This window comes from Aerococcus suis, from assembly GCF_900176325.1.
Taxonomy (GTDB): domain Bacteria; phylum Bacillota; class Bacilli; order Lactobacillales; family Aerococcaceae; genus Aerococcus; species Aerococcus suis.
In genome coordinates, this window is the sequence record NZ_FWXK01000006.1 from 36,536 (window position 1) to 61,573 (window position 25,038).

Consider the following 25,038-nt stretch of genomic DNA (forward strand, 5'->3'; position numbering starts at 1 on the left):
CGGAGGGGTTAGATGAAACGTGTTTTAGTGGTTGATGATGAGCAGTCTATTCGGACATTATTAACATTCAATTTAGAAAAAGCAGGTTATGAAGTGACAAGTGCTGAGGACGGGGAAGAAGCCCTTAGCTTTATTCGCCAACAAACCTTTGATTTTATTATTCTAGATTTAATGATACCGAAGATTGATGGCATGGAAGTTTGTAAACGAGCTCGTCAAGATAAAATCGATACACCTATTTTAATGTTAACAGCAAAAGACGATGAGTTAGAGAAGATTATCGGTTTAGAATTAGGGGCAGATGACTATATGACGAAGCCTTTTAATAATCGAGAAGTCTTGGCGCGTATGAAAGCTATCTTACGTCGCTATGAAAAAAATCAAACACCTGGGACTCAAGTGGTGGCTCATCCGGAATCAGCTGAACCAAGTGAAACCGCTAAAGAAGTAGCAGCTAGTGATGAAATCATTACAGTCGGAGATATTGAAATTCACCTTGATGATTTTGAAGTGTTTGTTCGTGGAGAGCTGGTTGAAATGACGCCTAAAGAATTTGAATTATTAGCCTATATGGTGCAACGTTTGAATCGGACGTTATCTCGTGATCAATTGCTACAAAAAATTTGGCGATTTGACTATACTGGTGAAACACGTATTGTCGACGTTCATATTAGTCATTTGCGTGAAAAAATAGAAGAAGATATGAAGAACCCTAAATATATTACCACCGTCCGTGGTTTCGGTTATAAATTTGAGGTGCCAAAATAGATGAAGAAACTAACGATGATGATAACAACAGTGTTCGCACTGTTGTTTATTTTATATAGTGTGACCTTTTCAGTGATTACGAATAACGTTGTTTTTAATGCAGTGAACGATGAAACTAAAAATAATATGTTAGGAACCGTTGCTACCTTACGTCCAGCTTTTCGATTGCTAGATGAGAGTGATGTGAGTGATAAAACCAGTCAATGGGATGATGCGAAAAATGCGATTACTCAAACGCTAAATCCCAATGAACGCATTGCGATTTACGATGTCGATGAGAATCCAATTTATAGTTTTGGAAATGAGAAACTTATCGCTATTCAACCGAGTGAAGCAACTTTTGAAGATGCTAAACAAGTGGGAAATAATACGGCTGTAAAACCTAATGACGAAGGGAAAATTACCTATGCTTATATGGAAAAAATATACAATAATAAAAATTAAGTAATTGGTTATTTACAAATTTCTCGCTTTATTACGGATATTTCCCATATTCAACAGCAATTACTCTTATTCTCTATTATTGCGTCGGTTTCTATTGTTGTTATTCTGTTTATCTTACTTTTTCTTTATTTCCGGCGTTTATCCTTACCCATTCAAACGATTAATCGACAACTCGATAAGTTAGCAGTTGGTGACTATTCTGATGAATATACGCCAATGCGTTTAAACGAATTCGATATGATTGGGGAAAATGTGAATGCTTTATCTGATAACCTTCAACAACAAAATTTCCAAATTCAAATGCAAGATGAACGGTTAAGTTTAATGGTGGATTCGATGATTTTAGGTGTTTTATTAATTGAGTCCGATCGTCGGATTACTTTAGCTAATCCTGCTGTTTATCATATTTTAAGTATTGATGAGAGTGTGATTTCTAAAACATTTACGTCAGTATTAACGAGTTTCCGTTTAATTCAAATGATTGAAAAAAGTTTCAAAGACCGAGTGCCGTTGAATGAGGAAATTTATCTTTATCATCCGAAAGAAATGGTACTCGATGTTAACGTGATTTTTGTGGATGATCATGACAATGATGAAATGAATGAACAAGTTATTGTACTGATTTATGATATTACCGATATTCGTCGCTTAGAAAAAATACGGACAGATTTTATTGCCAATGCTTCTCATGAACTAAAAACCCCTGTTACTGCATTACAAGGTTTCTCAGAAACATTGTTAGAAGGCGCTATTGATGATAAGGATACAGCAATTGAGTTTGTAAAAATTATGAACAAAGAAAGTAAACGACTTAATCAACTGATTGCAGATATTTTAGACTTAGCGAAAATTGAACAAGACCAAGTCGGCCACCATCTTGAACCTATTGATTTACAAATGGCGGTAGATGAAGTGGTGCAACAAGTACAGATGGAAGCCGATAAAAAAGGGATTCATTTATCAACAGTCAATGCGGTGGGTAGTGAGATTATCTTTAATAGTGAAAAAGGGTTACTCAACCAAATTATTACGAATTTGGTTAATAATGCAATTAACTATACAGATGAAAAAGGTAACGTGACAATTGTGATTGATGACTTAGAAAATAATGTCCAAATTCAAGTGATTGATACGGGAATTGGTATTCCTGAAGATGATTTGCCAAGAATTTTTGAGCGTTTCTATCGAGTCAGTAAATCGCGGTCGACATCTAGTGGAGGCACCGGATTAGGTTTATCCATTGTCCGCAATATTGTTCAATCGTTAGGTGGTCGTATTGATGTGATGAGCCAATTAAATGAAGGTAGCGAATTTAGAGTCCTTTTACCTAAAAATACGGAGGAATAGGTTGTGAAAATGTGAATTTACATAAAATTTACATTAAATTAACAAAACACCTCTAAATTTACACGAATGAGACATTAGTTTTAATAAACAATCGTTATAATAGCGATTGAAGACGAAATGAATGTCATTCTTTAATATAATGAAAAGGTGGAAAGATGATGAAATTCAGTAAATTATCGAAATTAGTAGTAACTTTAGGTGCAACAGCTGCTTTAGCTGCTTGTGGTAACGGTGGTTCTGGCGATTTAATTTTTGTTGTTTCTCGTGAAGAAGGTTCTGGAACACGCGATGCGTTTACAGAAATTACTGGTGTCGCTGAAGACGATCAAGATAATACAGTTGATACAGCAACCATCCAAAATGGGACTGACCAAGTCATTACGTCAGTTTCTGATGACCCTTCAGCTATTGGATATATTTCATTAGGTTCTCTAAATGATAGTGTTAAAGCGGTCAAAGTTGATGATGTTGAAGCAACTGAACAAAATGTTGCTGATGATAAATACCCATTATCTCGTCCATTTAACATTGTATATCAAGGTGAATTAGAAGGCGCAACGAAAGACTTCCACGATTTCATCTACTCTAAAGAAGGACAAGACATTGCCTTAGACCAAGATTATGTGCCAGTTGATTCAAATGCTGAACCATATAAAGGGGATGGCGACCAATCTGGTAAAATTAATATTGTTGGTTCCACTTCAGTTGCTCCAGTATTAGAAGCAATGGCAGAAAAATATATGGAATTAAACCCAGACGTTAACATTTCAATTACAGCAAATGGTTCTTCTGCTGGAGTCCAAGCCGCTATTGACGGAACTGCTCAATTAGGTATGGCGTCTCGAGAATTAAAAGATGACGAACAATCTAAAGTAAAATCTGAAGAAATTGCTAAAGACGGAATTGCGGTAGTGGTTAATAATGATAACGATACTGAAGGGCTATCAATGGACCAAGTCAAACAAATTTTCACTGGTGAAATTACTGATTGGTCTGAATTAAACTAAAATAAAAGATAAAAGCCATCTATGCTGCTACTAATCTAGTAGCAGCATATTTTTCTTATTTAGCATTTATTTTCGCTTTCATTCTTTGGTATACTTACTAAGGATGATATAAGAAGGAGAGAAAGATGAATCAAAACAATGTTCTTGAAAACGTAATGAAGTGGGTGTTTTTCCTATCAGCGGTAACATCTATTTTGGCATTAGCAGCCATTTGTTATTTTATTTTTGCTCGCGGAATTCCGTTTATTGCTGATTACGGTTTTACGGATTTCTTGTTTGGTGAAAGATGGTCACCAACTAACGGAACGTATGGTATTGCGCCAATGATTGTTGGTTCCTTATACATGACATTAATTGCCATGATTCTTGGAATACCAACAGGAATTTTTACTGCAGTATTTATGGCATTTTATTGCCCACCCAAATTACATAAAATTTTGAAACCGGCTACTAACTTAATGGCTGGTATTCCATCAATCGTTTTTGGTTACTTTGGTTTAGTGGTCTTAGTACCAGCTATTCGTGATTTTGCCCGGTCGTGGGGAATTCCAACCAATGGGATGAGTATTTTAACAGCTGGCATCATTCTTGCAATTATGATTTTACCAACTATTATCTCAATGTCAGAATCATCTTTACGAGCTGTTCCAACGACGTATTATCACGCTTCAGTAGGATTAGGTGCGACACACGATCGTACAGCTTATCGTATTATGTTACCTGCTGCTCGCTCAGGAATTTTAGCGTCTGTTATCCTAGGATTAGGACGGGCAATTGGTGAAACAATGGCGGTTGTTATGGTGGCTGGTAACCAAGCAATCTTCCCACGCGGTTTATTCCACGGAGCTCGAACAATGACAGCCAACATCGTTTTAGAGATGGCTTATGCTTCTGGAACGCATCAGAATGCATTGATTGCGACTGGAGCCGTATTATTTGTCTTTATTTTAATTATCAACTCAATCTTTGCAATTGTGAAACGTCAGGGGGTTAAATAATGGATAAGGTATTACGTGGTTTAACTTATTTCTTTACATTTGTCACCTTTGGAACCTTGGCGTTTATCTTACTCTATATATTGGTCACCGGGATTCCACACCTATCAACGGATTTATTTGCTTGGAAATATACAACTGGTAACGTGTCAATGACACCAGCAATTATTACGACTTTATACTTAGTAGCTGGTTCTTTATTAATTGCGGTTCCACTTGGTGTTTTCGCAGGTTTCTATTTAGTTGAATATGCCGGTAAAAATAATAAATGGGTAGAAGCCATTCGTATCGCGACAGATACATTAACGGGTGTTCCATCAATTGTTTTTGGTTTGTTTGGTATGTTAGCGTTCGTATCTGCTGCCGGTTTCCAATATTCGTTAATTTCAGGGATTTTAACTTCTGCTATTATGGTTTTACCTTTAATTATTCGAAATACCGAAGAAGCTTTAATGTCTGTTAACGATAGTTTAAGAAATGCTAGTTTTGGATTAGGGGCTGGTAAATTACGGACAATCTTCCGTATCGTTTTACCAGTGGCAATGCCAGGTATTTTATCTGGGATTATTTTATCAGTTGGACGGATTGTTGGTGAAACAGCTGCCTTAATGTATACATTGGGAACAGCTACTTCATTACCAACGAGCCTATTCTCATCTGGACGGACATTAGCGCTCCATATGTATGTGTTGTCTAGTGAAGGGTTACACCGTGATCAAGCAAATGCAACAGCGGTTATCTTATTGATTGTTGTTTTAGCTATCAACGGTTTATCAACTTGGATTTCTGGACGTTTCGCTAAAGGAGGACAAAACTAAACATGGAAAATACTAAGCAAGATTTAAACATCAAAATGCAGGCTCGTAACATGGATTTGAGTTACGGATCATTTAAAGCGTTAGAAGATATTAACATTGATATTTATGAAAAACAAGTGACAGCATTAATTGGTCCTTCAGGATCAGGGAAATCCACTTTCCTGAAAAGTTTAAACCGAATGAACGATTTGGTTGAAGGATGTAAAATTACTGGTGATATCACTTTAGAAGGTAAAGATATTTTCAATCGTGATTTAGATGTTAACCAATTACGTAAAAATGTCGGAATGGTGTTCCAACATCCAAACCCATTCCCAATGAGTATTTATGACAATGTGGCTTACGGACCACGTACTCATGGAATCAAAGATAAAGAAAAATTAGACCAATTAGTTGAAGAATCCTTAAAAGGAGCCGCTATTTGGGATGAAGTCAAAGATGACTTAGGTAAAAACGGTTTAGCTGTTTCTGGTGGTCAACAGCAACGGATTTGTATTGCTCGTGCTTTAGCGGTAAAACCAGATGTCTTATTAATGGATGAACCAACATCAGCGCTGGACCCAATCTCAACATTAAAAGTTGAAGAATTGATTCAAGAGTTACGTAAAGACTATACAATTGTTATCGTAACGCATAATATGCAACAAGCTGCTCGGGTATCTGATTACACAGCTTTCTTCTATGCAGATCCTGAAAAAGGTGGCGGACATTCAACGATTATTGAATTTGGAGAAACAGAACAAATCTTCAATAATCCAAATAATGAACAAACAGCCGATTACGTTGCTGGTCGCTTTGGTTAAGATGATATTTCATTTCTAGAAATGATAGAAGAGTGGATGATTATCCACTCTTTTTTATTGCCGTAAAAAAGCATATAATGTTTTTTACTCGTGGAAAACATAGAATTAGCGTATGATAGTGTTGGGAGACGTACACAGGAAGGAGTTGACAGTATGAAAGATGAAATTGTCGTTCATGGTGCACGTTCGCACAATCTAAAAGATGTCGATATTTCGATACCAAAAAATAAAATGGTGGTTGTTACAGGATTGTCAGGATCAGGAAAGAGTTCCTTAGCGTTTGACACGCTATATTCTGAAGGACAACGACGTTATGTGGAAAGTTTGTCAGCTTTTGCGCGTCAATTTTTAGGAAATACAGACAAAGCCGATGTTGATTCCATTGATGGCTTAAGTCCAGCAATTTCGATTGACCAAAAAACGACAAACCGAAACCCTCGTTCGACGGTAGGGACTATTACGGAAGTCAATGATTATTTACGGCTATTATTTGCGCGAATTGGGGAACCGATTTGTCCTAATGATGGGACTAAAATTACGAGTGAAACAATTGATCAAATGCTTGATCGGATTTTAGAACTTCCTGAACGTAGCAAAGTCCAAATTTTATCACCTGTTGTTACTGGTAAAAAGGGACAACATAAAAAAATCTTAGAAGGTATTCGTAAACAAGGGTATTTACGTGTTCGCATTGATGGCGAATTGTATGATATTGAAGAATTACCTGAGTTAGAAAAAAATAAAAAACATGATATTGCCATTGTGATTGACCGCTTAGTCATTAAAGACGGCATTCGTGGACGTTTAGCCGATTCATTAGAAATGGCTTTACGCTTAGCGGATGGCTATGCCCTTTGTGATGTCATCGATGGGGAAGAAATTTTATTTTCAGAGCATTATTCATGCCCTCATTGTGGGTTTACAGTTGGAGAATTAGAACCTCGCCTCTTTTCATTCAATGCGCCATTTGGAGCTTGTCCTGATTGTGATGGGATTGGTATGAAATTAGAGGTTGATCCAGAATTAGTTGTCCCAGATAAAACAAAAACGTTAAGCGAAGGAGCCTTAGCTCCTTGGGATTCTAAAACATCGAACTACTACCCTCAATATATGGAAATGGCAGCTAAAGCATTTGGTGTGCCATTAGATGTCCCATTTAAAGACTTAAGTTCTGACCAACAACAACTCATGTTATATGGGTCAGGAGATAAGGAATTCCATTTTCATTACGAAAATAAATTTGGAAAAGTCCAAGATAAGATGACAACTTATGAAGGCGTCATTCCTAATGTTAAAAGACGTTACCATAATACGAGTAGCCAAGCTATGAGTGACGTCATGCGCCAATATATGACGGAATTAACGTGTGAAACCTGTCATGGGAAACGTTTAAATCGTCAAGCTTTATCTGTTAAAGTTGGTGGTCATGACATTGCTGAAGTGACGAACTATCCGATTAGTCAATCACGAGCATTTTTTGAAAACTTACAGTTAAGTGAACAAAATATAAGTATTGCCAAACCAATTTTACGTGAATTAAAATCGCGTTTGAATTTCTTAGACGAAGTCGGATTGGATTACTTAACGTTAGATCGTAGTGCGGGCACATTATCTGGTGGAGAAGCTCAACGTATTCGTTTAGCCACACAAATTGGGTCTAATCTATCAGGAATTATGTATGTTCTCGATGAACCATCAATTGGTCTTCACCAACGGGATAATGATCGTTTAATTAAATCGTTGAAACGGATGCGTGATTTAGGTAATACGTTAATTGTGGTCGAACACGATGAAGATACGATGATGCAATCAGACTACTTAATTGATATGGGACCCGGAGCTGGCGATTACGGTGGGAAAGTCGTTGCTGCTGGTACACCGGAAGAAGTGGCGAATAACAAAGAATCCATTACGGGACAATATTTAAGCGGACAAAAATCAATCCCTCTACCGAAAGAACGTCGAACAGAAGACCGCGGAATGATACACGTTCATGGAGCGGCAGCGAATAACTTAAAAGATGTTGATGTGGACTTCCCAATTGGTCGCTTGAATGTCGTTTCAGGTGTCTCTGGTTCTGGTAAAAGTTCATTAGTCAACGAAGTCTTGAAAAAATACCTACTACGAGAGTTGAACCGGAGTAAATCACCATATGGTAAGGTCAAAGATGTTTCAGGATTTGAAGAATTAGATAAAGTGATTGATATTGACCAAAGTCCGATTGGGCGGACTCCACGTAGTAACCCAGCGACTTATACGTCCGTTTTTGACGATATTCGTGAGCTATTTGCGCAAACGAATGAAGCTAAATTACGTGGCTATAACAAAGGTCGGTTTAGCTTTAATATTAAAGGTGGTCGTTGTGAAGCATGTCACGGCGAAGGAATTATAAAAGTCGAGATGCATTTCCTACCAGATGTCTTCGTCGATTGTGAAGTCTGTCATGGGGCTCGTTATAATGCCGAGACGCTTCAAGTACACTATAAAGGGAAAAATATTTCTGAAGTATTAGATATGCGAGTAGAAGAAGCATTAGATTTCTTTGATGCTGTACCTAAAATTCGTCGTAAATTACAAACCATTGTCGATGTTGGTTTGGGATATGTGACATTAGGCCAACCAGCGCCAACATTATCTGGTGGTGAAGCGCAACGGATGAAGTTAGCTAGTGAGTTACAACGAGTTTCTACCGGTAAAACGTTATATATTCTTGATGAACCGACAACTGGATTACATACGCATGATATTAAACGGTTACTAGACGTGTTGAATCGTTTAGTCGATGCGGGCAATACGGTAATTATTATTGAACATAATTTAGATGTGATTAAGACAGCTGATTATATTGTCGATATGGGACCAGAAGGCGGTGAAGGCGGTGGTACCGTTGTTGCTACCGGTACTCCGGAAGAAATAGCTGCTGTTCCAGAAAGTTACACTGGACAATATTTGAAACCGTTAATGAGAGACTAAAGGGATAAAAATACCTATTCAAATAAATTGTCTTTTGACAAAATTAGTCGTACGATAAGTTAAAGGAGGAGTTAGTATGACCTTTGATTATAAAGATTATGGTAAAAAACCTTATGTTGTGGATATGGAAGGCTATACACTCGATAATGACAACTTTCGTGCAACGCTTTGGACAGGTGAGAAATTACAATTAACTGTCATGAGTATTCAACCTGGTGATGACATTGGTTTGGAAATTCATGAAGGAACTGATCAATTTCTTCGTATTGAAGAAGGGAATGGATTGTGTCAAATGGGAGATGCAGAAGATAACTTAACGTTTGAACAAAAAGTATCTGCTGACGATGCCATTTTTGTTCCTGCTGATACTTGGCATAATGTCGTCAATACTGGTGATGAACCATTAAAACTTTATACGGTATATGCTGGTCCTGATCACGTTCCAGGTACAATTCATGAAACCCATGAAGATGCCAAAAATGACCCTAATGAAGATTAATGTCTAATAGCGAATAGTTTTGAATAACGGCAACCTATTGAGAAATCAGTAGGTTGTCTTTTTGTATGATAAAAAGGATAACTAATAGCGTGTAATGATTCACAAAACCAGCCCAAAATAAACTTTTATGTTATATTTGGGGGTAGTATTTTTGAAAGCGGTATTTTATAATGGTAATTGAGTGAAACACGGAGTTTTGAAAAAAATAGAAAAGAGATGGTGGCCATCGAAAAAAACATATTCTGAACGGTTATTGACCTGACAGTGACGGAGACTTGCCAGTAGTAACCGTTTGTCGTCTAACAACTCGGCATGTGTTATTGAAAGAAGGTCTACTATGGAAAACGAAGGGAAATTACAACAAAATATTACGCTAGTCCAAGCCATCGCGTTTTGTGTGGCACAAGTAATTGGGACGGGGATATTTCTAAAACCAACTCCTGTACTACAAAGCGCAGGAAGTACGGGAATGGCGTTATTAATGTGGGTACTTGCCGGTGTCATTACAATGTGTACGGCTTTAACAATTGCAGAATTAGCTTCATATAATCCTAGTGTTGGTGGGATGACAGCCTACATTACCCAATATAATGGGAAACGGATTGGTTTCTTATCTGGCTGGTTCTTTGCTATTTTAAATGACCCGGGAACATTGGCCGCTAACTCAATTGCTACGGCTACATTCTTATCAGCAATTATTCCAATGAATGATTGGCAATTACGTGTTTGTGCCTTTTTAATCATTCTACTTTTATGTTTATCCCAAATGTTCTCAGTGCAAGGAACGATGCAAACACAATTGGTTGGATCATTTATTCAAGCGACCCCATTAGTTGCCGTTATTATAGCCGGTTTAATTATGGGTGGCGCACCACATGATATTAACTTTAGTTTAATTGGTGATCCTGACAGCCCAGGTGTCTCACTAGGGTTAGCGCTATTAAGTGCGATGTGGGTTTATGATGGTTGGCAAGCCACTGCCAATCTTGGTGAAGAAATGGCTAATCCAAAACGTGACTTCCCAAGAGCGATTTTTGCTTCTTTAACATTCTTGACTGTTCTATTTGTGATGTTTAACTTGGTTGGTTTCAATTTGATGCCAATTGATGAAGCATTAACAACAGACAACTTTGGAGCAAGCATTTCAACTGCTTTATTTGGTAATGTCGGGAACTTTATTATGGCACTCTTAATGATGGCATGTAGTTTGTTCACTATGAATGCCGAAGTTGTTCAAGCAACTCGTGATATCTTATACCAAGCTCGTCATAATAACATTCCTGGTTCTAAATGGATTCGTCATATCCATCCAAAATATAATACGCCAATGAATGCCATTATTACTCAAGGTACTTTATCTATCTTGTTAATGTTAACAGGAACATTTGAAAGTATTTCTTTACTAATTATTTTCTTCACTTGGATTTTTACGATTATTGCTTTATTTGATGTCTTTAAATTACGTCGTCAAAATAAATTACAACGGACATTTAGTGTGCCATTATATCCAATCATTCCATTAATCGGATTAGTTGGTGCAGCCTTCATGTTAATTTCTTCTATCAGTTCTGATCCAGGTCGTTTCGTTATCGGAATTATCGTCTTAGCGATTGGTTTACCTGTTTATTACTTCTGTCATAAAGTACTATATAAAGGTGAAGAAGATGCGACAGCTGACTAACTAAAACAGTGAAGATTTCTTAAGAGCTAGACAATCGTCTGGCTCTTTTTTCTTTGACTATCGTTTCTAAATTGGAGTTTGCTATAATGAGAAAAAGTCGTTAAGGAGTATCATTTATGAAAATTATTCATACTGCAGATTGGCATATTGGAAAAGTGGTTAATAACTTCTCGATGTTAGACGATCAAATCGCATTATTAAATCCTTGGATTGACGAGGTCAATGATTTAAACCCTGATGTTGTATTATTAGCCGGTGATTTATATGATCGCAGTTTACCTAATCGAGAAACGGTAGCTGCGGTTAACCAATTGCTGACAAAAATGAGTGAGTCATTGTCTTGTCCAATTGTAATTATCGCGGGTAACCATGATAGTGGCGAACGGATTGATTATGTGAGTCAATTATTAGCCAATCAGTCGTTATATCTTGCTGGTTTACCAAGTCATCAGCCACAAAAAATTATGGTGAATAATGCCGATATTTATTTACTGCCGTTTGCTGATCATTTAACGATTGCTCGGATGTATCCAGATATTCCGATTCACAATATAGAAGATGCCGTTAAATATCAATTGTCATTAATAAAACAGGATTGGGATGCAGATAAATATCACTTACTGATGTATCACGGATATGTGACGCCCAGTCGTCATACAGATGAAGGGCATGAGGAGTTAGTGTATTCTGATTCGGAACGACCAACTGAAATTGGAACGAGTGAATTTATTCCTAGCCAACTATTCCGTGATTTTGATTACGTTGCTTTAGGCCATTTACATGCTGCCCAAAGAGTTGGTGCTGATAACATTCGTTATAGCGGATCGCCGTTAAAATATTCAAAATCTGAAGCAAGACATCGGAAGCAATATTTAGAAGTAGATTTAACCGCTAATGGTGTTGAAGTGACTTCACACGAATTCCGCCCCCCTCATGATTTACGAGTGATAAGGGGATTATTTGCGGATATTATCACAAAAAAATCAACAGATTATGTCTTTGTGGAGTTAATGGATGAAACGGTCATTCATGAAGGAATGGAACGATTAAGACGTCAGTACCCCCAAATTATGGGATTAGAATATGTTAACTTGGCGAGACGTCAACATCACCAAACCGCAGAAAATATGGCGCAATTAGCACAAAAATCCCCCCAAGCATATTTTGAAGACTTCTTTGTTGAAATGACTGGCAACGAATTAACGAATCATCAACGAGATATTGTAAAAGAGTTATGGCAGACAGTTGAGGAGGAAGAGTAAATGAGACCACTTATTTTAGAAATGGAAGCATTTGGTCCGTACTTTGAGCATACGGTCATTGATTTTAGTGTTCTTTCTCAACAACAATTGTTTCTCATTACCGGACCAACTGGTGGTGGGAAAACGACTATTTTTGATGCGATTGTTTATGCGTTATATGGTAAAACCAGTGGGGAGACGCGAAGTGAGAAGGAACTTAAATCTCAATATGCGGATGAAACCGTTCGAGCGTATGCGAAGTTAACGTTTACTGTCCAAGGAGAGACTTACCATATTCGTCGCGACTTGCCACAGACTTATGTGAACAAAAAAGGGAAAATTAGCCAACTAACAGTGAAACCAACGCTTGTCGGTCCAAATAATGAGTGGATTGGGAAAAAAGAGGTAAATGCGAAAGTTATTGAATTGTTAGGGCTGGATGACAAACAGTTTCGCCAAATTGTTATGCTTCCACAAGGTGAGTTTAAAGAATTATTGGTCGCAGATAGTGCACAGAAACAAACAATATTAGCGACATTATTTCAAACCGAACCGTATCAACGGTTTGAAGAAGCCGTTAAGGAACGGACTAAGACGTTTAATACGGATTTAAGGACGGCCAAACAACAACTATCACAAAGTGGAAAGCAACTGACAGAGTATTTACCAACGTTTGAAAATGACGAGATACTAGATGCTATTGACCAAGTTGATAATGGGGGGCTAGAAAGAGCGATTGAATCTAAACAAACAAAATATAAACACGATTTAATTCAGTTACGCGAAGAGATTCAACAGCAAACCAAACAACAAAATGACTTAAAAACAGAGCGCGACTTATTGAAAGAACAAGAAGAATTGAAGAAAATTGCTCAACAATTAGAGGAAGAACAGCCCGTTATTGATCACTATCAACAAAAATTAGAGCAATTAGCAGCTACCGATGATTACTACCAATTATTAAAAGCAGCGGATAAATTACAAACGCAAGAACAAGATTGGGAAAGAAAAAATAGCGAGTGGCACTCAGAAAATGAAGCATATCAGGCACTGACCAAAGAGTTTAAGGACTTTAAGACGAAATGGCAACCCGCTATTGATCAACTTCCTAAGTGGCAAGAGCAGTCGCAAACACTAAAACAAGCGTTACAAACTTGGGAAAATTATCACCAACAATTGAGTGAGTGGCAAGAATTAGTGACTCGCATCAAATCCGAAACTGAAAAGCAAACACAACAAAAAGAGGCATTACAAGCAGCTGATGAACAAGTACAGCAAAAAGATAAGGAACGCCAACATGTTGAAAAAACAATGCCTAATTATCAGCAATTATCTCAACAAATGCAAAATTGGCAAACGAATGATAATCGTTGGAAGCAAGAGAAAGCGGATTATGATGAAGCTAAGAAAGGAAAACAAGCTATTGAGGAGCAAGAGACACGTTTTCTCAAATTACACCAAGATTACCAACGTGACCAACAAGCATTTCAACAAATTGAACGTCAGTATTACAATCATCTTGCTGGCATTTTAGCGGATGAATTGGTGGATGGCGAGCCGTGTATGGTTTGTGGAAGTCCAACTCATCCTAACCCAGCACGTATGAGTAATGACGATGTTTCTAAAGAAACAATGGAAGAGCGAAGAGAACAACTCAACCAGCAACAAATATCGGTGGAAACAACCGCCAATTCTCTCAATCGTTTAAAAAATGAATACACTCAGTCATTAGAAACCGCTCATCAAGAAGACCTCCTAAGTTGGAAACAAAGCTTAGATAAGAAAGAAACAGAGTTATCGGAGGAAAAGGCTCGGTTAACGAAGCGTGAAGCGGATTGGGCCAAACAGAATCAAACACTTAAAGTACTGACAACTGATTTAGAATCAGCCAAACAGCACCAACAAATGACTCAAGTGTCTTATGAGCGAATTGAGGAACGACTAAATAGTCTCCACAACGAAGAAAGCAGAGCTCAACATAAACTTGAAGAAATCAAAAGCAACATAAGCGATAGTAGTGAAGAAGAAATAACGCAAGCATTAACTGCCATTCATCAAAAAATGACAGAAGCGAACACAAAACAAGATGAAAAGCAGCAATATCAAGAACAATTAACCAGTCAAAAAGCACGTTTAGATGCGAATAAAGAGACATTAAAAGAAAACAAAGAAACGTTACTAAATGAACGCAAAGTGAATCAAGAAATGATAGCCGCTCAAGATGTGACCTTAAGTGAAGCATTAGTACGGGAAATCCATCAAATGTCATCACAAGAAATTAACCAAAAACGGGAGATAATCAATCAGTTTAATAATAAACACTATGCTTATAAACAACAGTTGGCAAGAAATCAGCAGGCATTAACACAATATCATTCAGGACTCTCTCTTACTGAGATTAATGATAAAATAACTTCTATTGAAGGGCATATTGAACAGCTAACTGAGCAACGTGAAGCATTAATTAGCGAACAAGCAAACTTTAATCAATTACAAGAAACATTTAATAGGTATTGGGAAACCTACCAACGAACCGAGACGGAGTTTGGAGATATGGATTTAATTAATCGCGTAGCACGCGGCTTAGATAGTCAGTTAGGTCGTTTAAGTTTCCAAACTTATGTCCTAAGTCGATATTTAGAAAATATTTTGCTATTTGCTAATGATCGGTTATTGGCGATGACTCAAAATCGTTATGAGTTTCGCCGCGTGAGTGAACTTAGTGGCAGCAATACGGCACAAGGATTAGATTTAAATGTTTACGATTATCAAATTGGCGAAGAACGTAGCGTGAAAACATTATCTGGTGGTGAGAGTTTTAAAGCGTCACTAGCCCTAGCACTAGGGTTAAGTGATGTGATTCAAAATTATTCAGGTGGCGTTCATGTGGATACGCTATTTATTGATGAAGGATTTGGAACATTAGATAATGAATCACTACAGTCAGCGATTGACACTTTAATTGATTTACAAGCTTCTAGTGGTCGTTTGATAGGAATTATTTCCCATGTGGAAGAATTAAAAAATCAAATCCCGACTCACCTAGAGATTACGACAACCATGAGTGGTAGCCATGCGCATTTTACTGGTATTGAAGAGAGTTAAGTGATAGATTCTCAGGCGTCGGTTTTGGCCCAACGCTCCATGGCTAATCGCTTTTTCTCACACCCTTTAGTTGGGTTCAGAAACGCTGATTCGAAGCCTCTTCAGAAAAATCACTCGTTTCAAAGAGCGAAACTTGGTGCTTTTTCTTCCAGATGTTCGAATCATAGCGCGTTTCTTCACACCCTGTGTAGTCGGGTTCGAATTTGCAGCTCCTCTGGATTTTTCAGAAAATACGGAATTTCAGAGAGCGAAATCCGTTATTTTCTTCCAAAATCAAGGAGCTAAGCGCAAATGCTCACACCCTGTGTAGTCGAGCTCTAAAGCACAACCACGGCTGCGTTTCCCTAAAGAGCTCCTTCTCTCTTGTGGAGAGTCGTCGCTTTTAGGTCCAACGACCATGGTTACCCGTGCTTTATCACATCCTATCCGTAAATAGTCCTTTAGACCTATGACTTTGTTTCGGGATTTTGTCATAATATGAATAGACTTAAAGGAGGTCATTATTATGATAAATGACAAAGAGCGGATTATGAACCTCGTCGCTGAAGGGGTTATTACCACCGAAGAAGCGTTAATTTTATTAGAAAATCGTCAAGAAACGACAGAAACAACAGATAAAACGACTGATGAACAAACGATTGAAGATTTTTTAAATGATATTCCGAATATGCAAGCAACAGCAGAAAAATCTTCGCGTGACCAAAAATATCAATTACAAAAAAAATATGAACAAGAGCTAGCACAAAAGTTACAAGAAAAACAAGCGTTACTTTCTGAGGAACCCAATCCAGCAGACGATAGTGAAACAGCTATTCTTGTTAAACGCTTAGACGAAGAAATCAATCAATTAACTGAACAAGTGGACTACTTGAAACAAGAAATTGATGCGATGGACCGTCAACAAGCGAAGCAGGAAGGGGCTCGTCGTCAACCATATTCTTCAAAACAACGAGAAACCAACCATCCAAATAATGAAAGTTTAATTCAAAAGACACGTTCAGGTTTACATACTGCGAAAAAACGGTTCAATCAAACGGTATCTTTTGAAAAGTCAGCAGCTGGTATTCCTATCCCTAAATTAAAAATGCATGCTTACGAAGATCAACAAATGTTTGCTGGGGATGATTTATCTGTTATTGATGTGAATGTCACTAAAGGAAACATTACGTTAGAAACATGGGAAAAATCAGAATTATCGGTTCATGTTTCTGGACAATTAGTTGGTGATTATGAAGAAGATACGGCCTTAGAAGCTTTTCAAGCACGTAGCGAATTGAGTTACGAAGCTGGAACATTACAATTCAATTTATTAAGTCGTTTACTAACTAGTCATGTGACGATTAAAATTCCTAAACAAGCGATTGATTATGTTAAATTGCACAGCTTAACTGGAAAAATGACCATTAATGGATTAGCTTGTGATGATTTAATGATGCAATCATTAGATGGTGATATTGTCTTAAATGGTGTGACGGCTCAAATGGTAGAATTAAATGCGAAAAATTCACGTATTGAAATATTAGATGCCGATATTACAGACTTAATCAGTAAAAATTTAAATGGGGATCAACGGTTAATTGGTATCGTACAAAATGCGGAATTGCAAACGGGTAATGGTGACGTTCGTTTAACTTATAGTGAAGCACCTAAACGGTTATTAGCAACAAGTAAAAATGGTGACTTGAAGTGTCATTTCCCTGAACATACGCCAATTGATGGGTTTGCCCAAACAAATTCAGGCGCTATTTTATTTAGAAATGATGATTTAACCATTCGTAAGTTAAAAGATGATCAATTCAATCATCAAGCGACTTTCCAATATCGATTAGAAGATCAACCGACTTATGTCACATTAAAAACAATTTCTGGAAATGTCCAAGTTAAAGGTGACCAATAAGCGAATTCATTGTATATTGGTATTAAGAGAGGAAGGATACAGATGAAACAAGTGAAAAAATCAAATGACAATCGTCTATTAGCCGGAGTTTGCGGTGGAATTGCTGAGTACTTCAACATCGACCCAATTATCACGCGGATTATTGCTGTTTTCCTTGGCTTTATGAGTCTTGGAGGAGCTGTTTTAATTTATCTAATCTTGATGGTTGTTTTACCAGAAGAAACGGAACGAAATCAAGGACCAGTTAATGACTATCAACATAAACGTCCGATGAAAGAAGCCGAAAAAACAGAAGAAGATGACAATTGGAGCGATTTTTAGATGATATTACGATTTATTTTAGGATTAGTCATTGATGCCCTAGGTTTAATGGGGATTTCATGGCTATTAGCCCCAGGAGTTTATGTGGCTGATTTTGGGTCAGCGCTATTGGTAGCGTTAGTATTAAGTTTGGTCAATAGTTTAATTCGACCAATCGTTAGCTTATTAGCGCTCCCCCTTAACTTATTAACATTTGGCTTATTCCGCTTTGTGATTAATGGGTTAATGTTTATGTTAGTCGCTGCATTATTTAGTCATGGCTTTGTTTTTCAAAACTTAGGCTATGCGATTTTAACCGCCATCTTATTTGCACTATACCATTGGGTATTTGAAAAATTTTTAAAAGCGATGGCATAAAAAGAATATTAGGAGAAGGGCATGTGTCGCACATGCTCTTCTTTTTTTGATGATAAACTTCAGGAGCCGAAGATATTTATTCTTAGTGAAGTATGATAGAATGAAAGGGAATTTATCGGGTGGGAAAGGATAATATTATGGCTGAAGTAAAAGTACGTGATTTAGTGGAAGACCTCCAGTTGCGTGTAATCAGTGGGGACGATTATTTAGATAGACCAATCGTTACTAGCGATATTTCACGCCCTGGTTTAGAAATTACCGGATATTTTAACTATTACCCTAAAGAACGGGTGCAATTATTTGGTCGAGCTGAAGCGACTTATCTTAGCAAGATGACGAGTGATGAACGCTTATTGATTATGCGGCGATTAGCTAAAGAAGAAACACCAGCGTTTGTTTTTTCACGTGATCAATACCCTGCTTATGAAGCGATTCAAGCAGCGGATGAGAATGGAATTCCTATTTTAGGGTCACCAATTACAACGACACGTTTATCTAGCTCCATGGCTGACTTCCTCCATGCTCGTTTAGCAGAACGGGTATCAAAACATGGGGTATTTGTTGAGGTTTATGGACTAGGCTTACTGATAATGGGAGCTAGTGGTGTTGGTAAGTCAGAAGCGGCACTCGAATTAATCAAAAACGGGCATCGATTAATTGCAGATGATCGTGTCGAACTCTATCAAAAAGATGAATTAACGATTAATGGCGAAGCACCAAAAATCTTACAAAATTTAATTGAGATTCGCGGCTTAGGAATTATTGATGTGATGACATTATATGGTGCTGGTGCTGTCCGTAATGAACAAGAATTGAATTTGATTATTTATTTGAAACGCGTTGAAAAAGGGGATAATTTTGATCGCTTAGGTTCTAATCAAGAGATTGAAGAAGTACTAGATGTTAAAATCCCTCGTATTACGGTTCCTGTTCAAATGGGACAAAATATTTCCAACATTATTGAGGTTGCTGCGATGAACTTCCGAGCTAAAAATATGGGTTATGATGCAACGGAAACCTTCGCCAATAATTTATCACAATTAATTAAGGATAATTCAAACTAGGAAAGGGTTGTTAGCATGCAGTTCATATTACAAGGGTTAGCGAATACGATTAACCCAGTAGCGTTTCATCTCTTTGGGTGGCCCGTTTATTGGTATGGCGTCATTATCGGTGGAGCGATTTTATTAGCAATCACGCTAGCCTCTCGAGAAATGCGTCGCAAAGGATTTAATGATGATTTTGTCCTGGATTTAATGATTTGGGCGATTCCGATTGGATTTTTAGGAGCGCGACTATATTATGTCATTTTTGAATGGCCTTACTATCTTGCTCATCCAACAGAAATCTTTGCGATTTGGCAAGGCGGTATTGCCATTTATGGTGGTGTCATTGCGGGTGCCTTAACAGTTTATTTTTATTCTAAATACCGCGGCTTTTCACCCTATTTCATTCTAGATTTGGCAGCACCTTATTTATTATTAGCCCAAAGTATTGGGCGCTGGGGAAATTTTGTGAATGGTGAAGCCCATGGTGGACCTGTCAGTGAATCCTTTTTGAGTCATACCCTTCATTTACCACAGTTCATTGTGGATGGGATGTTGATTGATGGTACGTATTATCATCCAACATTTTTATATGAATCGTTATGGAACGTATTAGGTGTTATCTTATTATTGATTTTACGGCGCCAACAGAAGACATTGAAACTAGGCGAAACCACTTTGTTATATCTTATATGGTATGCTTTCGGACGATTTTTCATTGAAGGAATGCGAACAGATAGTCTTTACTTAGGTCCATTACGTATTTCACAAGTGCTTGCTTTAGTGATTTTTATTTTAGGTATTGGTTTAATCATTTGGTTACGTCACCGTCCAGTTAAACGACCATATTATTCAGAAATCAGTCATTCTGAACAGAAATAAGAGGAGGTTCTATGGCACAGTTAACGATTTTAGGAGCAGGGTCTTGGGGATCTGCTTTGGCTATGGTATTAGCTGAAAATGGTCATGAAGTGACACTATGGAGTCATAATGAATATCATGCGCAAATGATGCAAGAGACACGACAAAACACGCGCTACTTAGAACAGTTGACCTTTCCAGAAAATGTCACGATTACGGCAGATTTAGCTACTGCAGTTCGTGATGCGGCGTTAATTAATTTTGTCGTGCCAACGAAGGCGATTCGTCAAGTGGCTCAACAAATAAAACCTTATTTGAAAGATAAGCGAACTGATGAATGGCCAATTATTATGCATTCAAGTAAAGGATTAGAACAAAAAACGTATTTGCGAATTAGTGAAGTATTAACGGAAGAATTAAATTTAACAGAGGAACATCCTGTTGTAGTGCTATCTGGACCAAGTCATGCCGAAGAAGTGGCAAATCATGATGTAACGGCGATTACAGCAGCTAGCCAAAGTTTAGAAGCAGCGGAACGTGTCCAACAATATTTCATGACGGATGATTTCCGAGTATATACGAATCGTGATGTGATTGGTGTTGAAACTGGTGGGGCATTAAAAAATATTATTGCCTTAGGTGCCGGAATTTTAGCTGGTACGGGTTATGGCGATAATGCCAAAGCGGCGCTAGTCACACGTGGTTTAGCTGAAATAAGTCGCTTGGGTATTGCGGTCGGCGCCGATCCATTGACGTTTATGGGACTTAGTGGGGTTGGTGATTTAATTGTTACTGCAACCAGTTCGCATTCTAGAAACTGGCGTGCTGGGTATCAAATAGGCCAAGGAGCTCCGATAGACACCGTCGAAGAACAGATGGGAATGGTGGTTGAAGGAATGGCCACGACGATTGCTGGGTATGAGGTCGCTCAAAAATTACATGTTGAGATGCCGATTACGACTGCAATTTATGAAGTGATTACTGAACAAACCACTCCTCAAGCTGCAATTCAACAATTAATGCGACGCGATAAAAAAGGGGAAGTCCATTTTACCGACCTACAATCTGTGTTAACCCCATTAGAACAAGATAAAGGAGAATAAACGATGCAAAAAGTTAGAAAAGCTGTGATTCCAGCCGCTGGATTAGGAACGCGTTTCTTACCTGCTACTAAAGCGATGGCGAAAGAAATGTTACCAATTGTTGATAAACCAACCATTCAATTTATTGTTGAAGAAGCGATTGCTTCAGGAATTGAAGACATTTTAATTGTCACTGGTAAAAGTAAACGTCCTATTGAAGACCACTTTGACTCTCATCTTGAGTTAGAAGCTCATTTAGAAGCTAAAGGGCGTCAAGACTTACTCGATGAAATTAAAGATACTGTTGGATTAAATCTATTCTTCAAACGTCAATCTTATCCAAAAGGGTTAGGGGACGCGGTCTTGCAAGCAAAAGCATTTGTAGGGAATGAACCATTTGTTGTCATGCTAGGGGATGACTTGATGGTTGATGACGTTCCATTAACTAAACAATTGATTGAAACATATGAAGAAACACATGCTTCAAATATTGCGGTAATGCCGGTTCCTGAAGATGAAACAGATAAATATGGTGTGATTGATCCCGAAGCGAAATATGCCGAGGGAATTTATAATGTGCGTCAATTTGTGGAAAAACCAAAACCTGAAGATGCCCCAAGTAATTTAGCTATTATTGGTCGTTATTTATTAACCCCAGAAATCTTTGATTTATTAGAAACTCAAGAAAAAGGGGCCGGAAATGAAATTCAATTAACGGATGCCATTGACCGGTTAAATAAAACGCAACGTGTCTTTGCAAAAGAGTTTAATGGCAAACGTTATGATGTTGGAAATAAATTAGGTTATATGGAAACCGTCATTGAATATGGCTTACAACATCCTGATATTAAAGATGACTTAAGTACGTATTTAAAACAATTAGACAATGAGTTAAATTAAGCAAAATAGTCTTGACACTTAAAAATAGGTGTTATAATCATTGGGCAAAGGAAGGTGTCTTAATGAGCGAAAATAAACAATATGATGTCATCGTTATCGGGTCTGGACCTGCTGGGATGACAGCAGCTTTGTATGCCTCAAGAGCAAACTTATCCGTCTTATTACTAGAACGAGGCGTTCCTGGTGGGGAATTGATTAATACGGCTGATGTTGAAAATTACCCAGGCTTTACGAATATTCAAGGACCAGAACTTGCCGAAAAAATGTATGATTCAGCTATGCAATTTGATGTTGAGTATGCATATGGCTTAGTTGAAGGCATTACGGTTGGTGATCCCATTCACCAAGTGAAAACGGATAGTGAAGTTTATGAAGCGCCAGCTATTGTGATTGCTACAGGCTCTGTTCACCGCAATTTAAATGTTCCAGGTGAAGCGGAATATGCTGGACGCGGTGTTTCTTATTGTGCGGTTTGTGACGGCGCATTTTTCCGTGATAAACAAATTAAAGTTGTTGGCGGTGGTGATTCTGCAGTTGAAGAAGGGACATATTTAACCCAATTTGGTGAACGCGTGAATATTATTCATCGTCGGGATAAATTACGTGCCCAAAAAATTCTACAAGATCGTGCAATGGCTAACGATAAAGTAGACTTTACGTGGAATACAGTTGTCAAAGAAATCCAAGGCGACGGTAAAAAAGTCACACAAGTCGTGTTGACTGATCAAACCACTGGTGAAGATCACGTTGAACCGGCGGACGGCGTGTTTATCTATGTCGGGTTACTACCAAATACAGATAATTTCCGTGATATTGGTATTACGAACTCTGAAGGTTGGATTGAAACAGATGAAAACATGCATACGGCGGTTACTGGTATTTTTGCTGTCGGTGATGTTCGGCAGAAAAAATTACGTCAAATCTCTACAGCTGTTGGTGACGGCGGTATCGGTGGCCAAGAAGCCTATAACTATGTTGAATCTCTAAAAGATTAAAAACGACTGAAGTGATAAGAGGAGATGCTCTTATCACTTTTTTTATAGAATAAAACCAATAATTTTGACTTCTGTATGCATTTACAATCAGAGTTTTGATACAATAGACTCATGATAAAAAAAGAGGAGTCGATATTATGACGTGGGAAGCTACTTACCACATGTGGCAAGATTTTACCGATTTAGATGCAGAAATGAAAGAAGATTTAGACCGTATGGCAGATGATGAGGAAGCATTAGAGGACGCTTTTTATCAACCATTGAAATTTGGGACTGCTGGTATGCGTGGTGTCATTGGTGCGGGAATTAATCGCATGAACATTTATACCGTGCGTCAAGCAACAGAAGGCTTAGCTCAACTGATTACAAGTTATGGGGAAGAAGCGAAACAACGTGGCGTGGCGATTGCTTATGACTCCCGTCACTATTCACCAGAATTTGCTTTAGAAGCAGCTAAAACTTTAGGTGCTCACGGTATCAAAGCATACTTATTCTCTAGTTTACGTCCAACGCCAGAACTATCGTTTGCGGTGCGTGAATTACATGCGATTAGCGGAATTATGGTAACAGCTAGCCATAATCCTCCTGAATATAATGGCTATAAAGTTTATGGTGAAGATGGTGGCCAAATGCCGCCAGAAGCTGCTGACCAATTGACAGAATATGTCACAGCTATCGAATCTCCATTAATAATTGAAGTAGCCGATGAAGAAGAATTAAAAGCACAAGAATTATTAGAAATCATTGATGAAGCAGTTGATGCGAAATACCTTGAAGCAGTTAAAGGTGTGACGGTTCGTCCAGAAATTATTGCAGAACAAGCAGATAACTTAAAAATTGTTTATACGCCATTACATGGTACGGGTCAAATGTTAGTTGAACGTACATTAGCTAATGCAGGATTTAAACATCCTATTTTTGTCGATGAACAAAAAGAACCGGATGCGAACTTCTCTACCGTTCAATCACCAAACCCAGAGGAAAGTGGTGCTTTCGAGGTGGCAGAGAAATATGGTCGCGCCTATGATGCTGATTTATTAATTGCGACCGACCCTGATGCTGACCGTATGGGAGCAAGTGTTCGTCGTCCAGACGGATCATATCAAGTCATTACCGGAAACCAAATTGCTGCGTTAATGACGCATTATATTTTGACAGCTAAACAAAGTCAAAATGACTTACCGACTGATGGTGTGATTATGAAATCCATCGTTTCTAGTGAAATGGCAGCTACCATTGCCAAAGACTTTGATATCGAAACGATTGATGTCTTAACTGGTTTCAAATTTATTGCCGAAAAAATTCATCAATTTGAACAAGATCACAGTCATACGTTCTTATTTGGTTTCGAAGAAAGTTACGGTTACTTAGTGGAACCATTTGTGCGTGATAAAGATGCCGTTCAAGCGACTGTTTTATTAGCAGAAGTTGCTGCTTATTATCAAGCACAAGGACAAACCATTTATGATGGTTTACAACAGTTATATGCAACATATGGTTATTTCTTAGAAAGAACCGTATCAATCAAGATGGATGGACAAAGTGGCCAAGCAAAAATTAAAGCGCTAATGGATGATTTACGAGCAAATCCACTTACACAATTAGCAGAGACATCAGTTGTTATGAGTGAAGATTATGACAGTTTAGAACGACGTCATGATAATGGTGACGTTGAGAAAATGGCCTTTGATCAAGCGAATGTTCTAAAATATTATTTAGCGGATAATTCATGGTTTGCGATTCGTCCAAGTGGAACAGAACCAAAAATTAAATGTTATGTTGGGGTTGTCAGTGATACTGCTGACGAAAGTCGAGCGAAAGTTGATCGTTACGAAGAAGCAATTGCTCAACTATTAGCTGAATAAAGAATAGTAATGGCTCATCAGCAGTGGTTGATG

General features: G+C 37.9%; 21 protein-coding genes. All 21 read left to right on the forward strand.

Annotation, left to right across the window (positions count from 1 at the left end; genetic code table 11):
* The first annotated feature begins 12 nt into the window (after positions 1–12).
* The 21 genes from B8955_RS05750 to B8955_RS05850 all read left to right on the forward strand — a co-directional run bounded on the left by B8955_RS05750 (position 13) and on the right by B8955_RS05850 (position 25,005).
* On the forward strand, positions 13–768 hold the full coding sequence (locus B8955_RS05750; RefSeq protein WP_084099286.1) for a response regulator transcription factor: 756 nt from the start codon (positions 13–15) through the stop codon (positions 766–768).
* Complete coding sequence (locus tag B8955_RS05755; protein ID WP_084099287.1) at positions 769–1,212, forward strand: hypothetical protein; 444 nt, start codon at positions 769–771, stop codon at positions 1,210–1,212.
* A gap of 111 nt (positions 1,213–1,323) precedes the next feature.
* On the forward strand, positions 1,324–2,559 hold the full coding sequence (pnpS, locus tag B8955_RS05760; RefSeq protein WP_327078281.1) for a two-component system histidine kinase PnpS: 1,236 nt from the start codon (positions 1,324–1,326) through the stop codon (positions 2,557–2,559).
* A 158-nt stretch (positions 2,560–2,717) separates the two neighbouring features.
* Positions 2,718–3,566 (forward strand): substrate-binding domain-containing protein, encoded by an 849-nt coding sequence (locus B8955_RS05765; protein ID WP_084099289.1) that lies wholly within the window; start codon positions 2,718–2,720, stop codon positions 3,564–3,566.
* A 125-nt stretch (positions 3,567–3,691) separates the two neighbouring features.
* Positions 3,692–4,564 (forward strand): phosphate ABC transporter permease subunit PstC, encoded by an 873-nt coding sequence (pstC, locus tag B8955_RS05770; protein ID WP_084099290.1) that lies wholly within the window; start codon positions 3,692–3,694, stop codon positions 4,562–4,564.
* Positions 4,564–5,379, forward strand: coding sequence for a phosphate ABC transporter permease PstA (gene pstA, locus B8955_RS05775; protein ID WP_084099291.1), 816 nt, complete (start codon positions 4,564–4,566; stop codon positions 5,377–5,379). Before pstC ends, pstA begins: the two co-directional genes overlap by 1 nt.
* Positions 5,380–5,414: 35 nt before the next feature.
* On the forward strand, positions 5,415–6,182 hold the full coding sequence (gene pstB / locus B8955_RS05780) for a phosphate ABC transporter ATP-binding protein PstB (protein WP_084099334.1): 768 nt from the start codon (positions 5,415–5,417) through the stop codon (positions 6,180–6,182).
* Positions 6,183–6,335: 153 nt separating this feature from the next.
* A complete protein-coding gene (gene uvrA / locus B8955_RS05785) occupies positions 6,336–9,155 on the forward strand; it encodes an excinuclease ABC subunit UvrA (protein WP_084099292.1) in 2,820 nt (939 codons plus the stop codon).
* Between the two features lie 76 nt (positions 9,156–9,231).
* Positions 9,232–9,654, forward strand: a complete 423-nt coding sequence (locus tag B8955_RS05790; RefSeq protein ID WP_084099293.1) for a cupin domain-containing protein — start codon at positions 9,232–9,234, stop codon at positions 9,652–9,654.
* A 337-nt stretch (positions 9,655–9,991) separates the two neighbouring features.
* Positions 9,992–11,335, forward strand: coding sequence for an APC family permease (locus B8955_RS05795; RefSeq protein ID WP_084099294.1), 1,344 nt, complete (start codon positions 9,992–9,994; stop codon positions 11,333–11,335).
* Positions 11,336–11,451: 116 nt separating this feature from the next.
* Entirely contained in the window at positions 11,452–12,597 is a 1,146-nt protein-coding gene (locus B8955_RS05800; protein WP_084099295.1) for an exonuclease SbcCD subunit D, read from the forward strand.
* Positions 12,598–15,681: an AAA family ATPase gene (locus B8955_RS05805; RefSeq protein WP_084099296.1), complete on the forward strand. Its 3,084-nt coding sequence runs from the start codon at positions 12,598–12,600 to the stop codon at positions 15,679–15,681.
* Between the two features lie 505 nt (positions 15,682–16,186).
* A complete protein-coding gene (locus tag B8955_RS05810) occupies positions 16,187–17,578 on the forward strand; it encodes a DUF4097 family beta strand repeat-containing protein (RefSeq protein ID WP_084099297.1) in 1,392 nt (463 codons plus the stop codon).
* Positions 17,579–17,620: 42 nt separating this feature from the next.
* The gene (locus B8955_RS05815) at positions 17,621–17,899 is read left to right on the forward strand and encodes a PspC domain-containing protein (protein ID WP_084099298.1); all 279 of its coding nucleotides are present in this window, start codon (positions 17,621–17,623) and stop codon (positions 17,897–17,899) included.
* Complete coding sequence (locus B8955_RS05820) at positions 17,900–18,256, forward strand: phage holin family protein (protein ID WP_143238409.1); 357 nt, start codon at positions 17,900–17,902, stop codon at positions 18,254–18,256.
* A 137-nt stretch (positions 18,257–18,393) separates the two neighbouring features.
* Positions 18,394–19,320, forward strand: a complete 927-nt coding sequence (hprK, locus tag B8955_RS05825; RefSeq protein ID WP_084099299.1) for an HPr(Ser) kinase/phosphatase — start codon at positions 18,394–18,396, stop codon at positions 19,318–19,320.
* 15 nt (positions 19,321–19,335) lie between these two features.
* Positions 19,336–20,184, forward strand: a complete 849-nt coding sequence (gene lgt, locus B8955_RS05830) for a prolipoprotein diacylglyceryl transferase (protein WP_084099300.1) — start codon at positions 19,336–19,338, stop codon at positions 20,182–20,184.
* An 11-nt stretch (positions 20,185–20,195) separates the two neighbouring features.
* Positions 20,196–21,266, forward strand: a complete 1,071-nt coding sequence (locus tag B8955_RS05835) for an NAD(P)H-dependent glycerol-3-phosphate dehydrogenase (protein ID WP_084099301.1) — start codon at positions 20,196–20,198, stop codon at positions 21,264–21,266.
* Positions 21,267–21,269: 3 nt separating this feature from the next.
* The gene (gene galU / locus B8955_RS05840) at positions 21,270–22,145 is read left to right on the forward strand and encodes a UTP--glucose-1-phosphate uridylyltransferase GalU (RefSeq protein WP_084099302.1); all 876 of its coding nucleotides are present in this window, start codon (positions 21,270–21,272) and stop codon (positions 22,143–22,145) included.
* 62 nt (positions 22,146–22,207) lie between these two features.
* Positions 22,208–23,140: a thioredoxin-disulfide reductase gene (trxB, locus tag B8955_RS05845; RefSeq protein ID WP_084099303.1), complete on the forward strand. Its 933-nt coding sequence runs from the start codon at positions 22,208–22,210 to the stop codon at positions 23,138–23,140.
* Positions 23,141–23,277: 137 nt separating this feature from the next.
* Positions 23,278–25,005: a phospho-sugar mutase gene (locus B8955_RS05850; RefSeq protein ID WP_084099304.1), complete on the forward strand. Its 1,728-nt coding sequence runs from the start codon at positions 23,278–23,280 to the stop codon at positions 25,003–25,005.
* Positions 25,006–25,038 lie beyond the last annotated feature (33 nt).